Here is a 4186-nt window from a genome sequence, read left to right as displayed (position 1 = left end):
GCTCGCGCCGCTGGTCGGAACTTTCGCCGGGGTGGAAAAGAGGCCCATCGCGTTCACGCGCGACGGATTCAGGTTCTCCGTCACGGCAGGCGAGCTCCTCGACCAGGCGTGCGAAGGCGTCGAGAGCGTCGTCAAGCCCGGCGAGCCCCTCTACATCGACAACGTCGCGCACCCGGTGAACACCCGCCTGGCCATTGCGAAGGCCACGCGCAGCCGCCTGCAGGCCTTCGGCATCGACTGGGAGGACACCAGCGGCACGCGCAACGCGCACTTCGCACCGTTCTCCTGGTCCGCTTGATCGCGTCCGGCCGGAGTGCATCTCGGGCCGGCAAGGCACGGCTGGTTCAGGCCGTGGCGTGGCTGCTGGCGAACAGCTGCACCATTTCGCGGTTGAACGCGGGAATATCGTCCGGCTTGCGGCTGGAGACCCAGTTGCCGTCGCGCACCACTTCCCGGTCCACCCAGTTCGCGCCGGCATTGCGCAGGTCGTCCTGCAGCGTGGGCCAGCTGGTCATCGTGCGTCCCTCGACGAGGCCGGCCGAGACGAGCAGCCAGGCCCCATGGCAGATCACGGCGAGCGGCTTGCCTTCGCGCTGCATGCCCTGCACGAAGCGCTGCGCGTCCTGGTTCATCCGGATCTGGTCGGCGTTCATCACGCCGCCCGGCAGCAGCACAGCGTCGAAGTCCTCTGGCCTGGCCTGCTCCAGGGTCAGTTCCACCCCGAAGCTGTCGCCGGGCTTGTCATGATGGAAGCCCTGCACGCGGCCGGCCTTGGCCGAGACGAGCATCGTCTGCGCACCCGCTTGCTGAAGCGCCTTGCGCGGCTCGGTCATCTCCACCTGCTCGAAGCCGTCGACCACGAGGATCGCGACCTTCATTCCGTTCAAGTCCTGGTTCATCTGCATATCTCCCACGGTCCTTCCATCTTGGGCGGCGCGCGCGACGGGGCCATCGTCTGCGCGCGCAGCCCGGCGTAGGAGATTCCGGGCCGGCCGCACCTGGCTCGGCGCCCGCCAACATTGAGCTGGCGCAATTCCGCGTTCGGCGAGGGTGGCTACCCTGCGCCTCACCACCAGCTCCCAGACCTGACCGAGGAGTCGCCATGAGCAGCCCTGCCGCCGACGAGCAACTGACCATCCGCCCGCTGGCGCGAGAGGACCTGGCCGCCGTGATCGCGATCGACGCCGCCATCGAAGGGCGCTCCCGGCGCACCTACGTCGAACGCCGCCTCGCCGCGGCGCTGCGCGAGCCGTCGCTGCATGCGCAGTTCGCTGCCCGCGACGGCGATGGCCTGGCCGGCTACATCCTCGCGCGCGTGCTCGCCGGCGAGTTCGGCCGCAGCAAGGCTTCGCTGCGGCTGGAGCTGGTCGGCGTGCGGCCCGAGTCGCAGCGGGGTGGCGCCGGCAAGCGGCTGTTCGAGATGCTGCTGCTATGGGCCGCCCGCCACCAGATCGACGCACTGCACACCAGCGCGCACTGGCGCAACGCGCAGATGCTGGGATGGCTGCACGCCATGGGCTTCCGCCTCGCGCCCGAGATCGTCCTGCACCGGTCGGCGACGGCGGCGCAGCCGGCGGACGAGCCCGCCGTGACGCTGTCGGATGCCGACGCGTCCGCGCGTGAGCGGGACTTCGGCGCGCCGGAGGCGAACGACCACGAGCGCATGGCCCGAGGCGTGGTCGAGATCCGCCCGATGACGCCGGCCGACCTGCACGAGATCGTGCAGATCGATCGCGCCGTGACCGGCCGCGACCGCAGCAGCCACATCGAGGCGATGCTGGCGGAGTCGACGGAAGCTTCGCGCACGCGCATTTCGCTGGTCGGCCGCCTCGACGGGGCGATCGTCGGTTTCGTGATGGCCCGCGCCGACGTGGGCGACTTCGGCCGCACCGAGCCGGTCGCCGTGCTCGACACGGTCGGCGTCCGGCCGGACTACGCGCGCCGCGGCATCGGGCGGCGGCTGGTGATGCGCCTGCTGGAGAACGTCTCGCAGCTGCAGGTCGAACGCGTCGAGACACTGGTGCGCGTGGCGGATCTCGAGCTGCTCGGGTTCTTCCAGCGCATGGGGTTCACGCCCTCGCAGCGGCTGGCGTTCGAGCGTCCAGTCGCTGCCTAGACGCGTCCCCGGGCCACGCCCACGATCGCTTCCTCCATCGCCCGCGCGGCTACCGACAAGGCCTTGCCCTTGCGGCGCGCCAGCAGGATCGGACGGCGCAGCTGCCGGTCGCGCACCGGCACGCTGGCCAGGCCGCTGCGCACGAAGTGGAACAGGGTGAGCTCCGGCACCACGCTCACGCCCAGGCCCTGCGCGACGAGGCCGGCCACGGTGGCGAGGTGTTCGACCTCCAGTGCGCCGGTGCGGGCCGTGACACCTGCGGCCTCGAGGTGCTGGCGCACGCTGCTGCTGCGCGCCAGGTGCACGATCTCCTCGCCTTGCAGGTCCGCCAGCGCCACGCTGCGCTTGCGCGCCAGGGGGTGCGTGGCGGGGCAGACGAGATGGAAGCGCTCGCACTTCAGCTCCTGCACGTCGAACTCGCGCAGGTCGCCGCCCGCGGTGATGGCGAGATCGACGCGGCCTTCGCGCAGCAGCGCCAGGCCGCCGGCCGCAAGCGCATCGAACAGCTCGATGCGGATGTTGGGGTGCTGCGCGCGGTAGCCCGCGATCACCTGTGGCATCCAGACGGCGGCCACCGAGGGCAGGGCGGCGACGGCCACCTTGCCCACGCGCCGCGTCGCAAGTTCGTTCAGGTGCGACAGCGCATGCTGCAGGTCCTGCTGGATGCGGCGGATCTCCTCGGCGAACAGCTCGCCCTCGGGCGTCAGCGTCACGTGGCGGGTGGAGCGCGCGAACAGCGCGACGCCCGCCACCCTTTCGATGCGGGCGATCTTCTGGCTGAAGGCGCTTTGCGAGAGGTGGCAGCGCTCCGCGGCGCGCGTGAAATGCTGGGCCTGCGCGAGGGCGAGGAAGGCTTCCAGGTCGCGCGAGGAAAGATTGATCGATGCCATGGATGAAATGATCCGATCTTTCCATTTTACGAAGGGTCCGCGTGCGCCTAAGGTACAACGCCATGACCTTGCTGCGGATCGGATGCGGCGCCGGTTTCTCCGGCGACCGCTGGGATGCTGCCGTGCCGGTGGTGCGCACGCTGCGTGCCGTCGGCGGCCCGGCGGTGCTGATGTTCGAGACGCTGGCCGAACGCACCCTGGCGCTGGCGCAGCTGAAGCGCCGGCAGGACCCGGAGGCCGGCTGGGAGCCTTCGCTGGAGCGCTTCGTGGGGCCGGTGCTGCGCGACTGCATGGAAGCCGGTATCCCCATCGTGGGCAACTTCGGCGCGGCCAACCCGCTGGGTGCCGCCGGCCGGCTGCAGCAGCTCGCGGCCTCGCTCCGCCTGCCGGCGCTGAGAATCGCGGTGGTGCACGGCGATGACCTGCTTGCGGCCTTGCCCGCCGAACGCATGGAGAGCCTGCTGCCGCCCCAAATGCGCGGCAAGCCGCTGGTCAGCGCCAACGCGTACCTGGGCGCGCGCCAGATCGCGGACGCCTTGCGCGCGGGCGCGCAGGTCGTCGTCACCGGCCGCGTCGCGGATCCGGCGCTCGCCCTCGGCCCCATGCTCGCGCATTTCGGCTGGGCCGACAACGACTGGGACCGGCTGGCCTGCGGCACCATGGCCGGCCACCTGCTGGAATGCGGCGCCCAGGTCACGGGCGGCTACTTCGCCGACCCGGGCGTCAAGGACGTGCCCGACGTCGCGAACGCCGGTTTCCCGATCGTGGAGATGCACGCCGACGGCAGCTTCGTCGTGACCAAGGCCGCGGGCACCGGCGGCTGCGTGGACCGTCGCACGGTGACCGAACAACTGCTCTACGAGATCCACGATCCGGCCGCGTACCTGACGCCCGACGTGGTGGCGGACATCGGCGAGACCGAGCTGGCCGAGGACGGGCCCGATCGGATCCGCGTCTGCGGCGTGCGCGGGCACCCGCGGCCCGCCACCTTCAAGGCCACGCTCTGCTACGAGGGCGGCTGGCTGGCGGAGGGCGAGATCTCCTATGCGGGCCCGAATGCGGCGGCGCGCGCGCGGCTGGCCGCCGACATCGTGCGCGAGCGGCTGCGGCAGCTCGGGCTGGCCGGGCTGCCCCTGCGGGCCGACCTGATTGGCGTGGCCAGCGTGCTGGCCGACGACGC

Annotated in this window: 5 protein-coding genes; 3 read left to right on the top strand and 2 right to left on the bottom strand. The window is 71.3% G+C overall.

The window, feature by feature from the left end; translation table 11 throughout:
- Positions 1–298 (top strand): DUF1326 domain-containing protein (locus tag VFM98_RS23140; RefSeq protein ID WP_325112249.1); only part of this gene is annotated, 298 nt, incomplete at its 5' end.
- A gap of 46 nt (positions 299–344) precedes the next feature.
- Here VFM98_RS23140 and VFM98_RS23135 read toward each other — a convergent pair.
- Positions 345–899, bottom strand: coding sequence for a type 1 glutamine amidotransferase domain-containing protein (locus VFM98_RS23135; RefSeq protein WP_325112248.1), 555 nt, complete (start codon positions 897–899; stop codon positions 345–347).
- A 203-nt stretch (positions 900–1102) separates the two neighbouring features.
- Between VFM98_RS23135 and VFM98_RS23130 the strand changes: the two genes are divergently transcribed.
- Entirely contained in the window at positions 1103–2116 is a 1014-nt protein-coding gene (locus tag VFM98_RS23130; protein ID WP_325112247.1) for a GNAT family N-acetyltransferase, read from the top strand.
- On the opposite strand, the gene VFM98_RS23125 is transcribed toward VFM98_RS23130, so the two are convergent.
- Positions 2113–3006, bottom strand: coding sequence for a LysR family transcriptional regulator (locus VFM98_RS23125; protein ID WP_325112246.1), 894 nt, complete (start codon positions 3004–3006; stop codon positions 2113–2115). The genes VFM98_RS23130 and VFM98_RS23125 overlap by 4 nt on opposite strands.
- 62 nt (positions 3007–3068) lie before the next feature.
- Here VFM98_RS23125 and VFM98_RS23120 point away from each other — a divergent pair.
- A partial coding sequence (locus VFM98_RS23120; protein ID WP_325112245.1) for an acyclic terpene utilization AtuA family protein occupies positions 3069–4186 on the top strand: 1118 nt, incomplete at its 3' end.

Source organism: Ramlibacter sp., from assembly GCF_035706265.1.
In the GTDB taxonomy this organism is placed as follows: Bacteria; Pseudomonadota; Gammaproteobacteria; order Burkholderiales; family Burkholderiaceae_C; genus Ramlibacter.
This window is presented reverse-complemented; position numbering and strand designations above follow the sequence as displayed.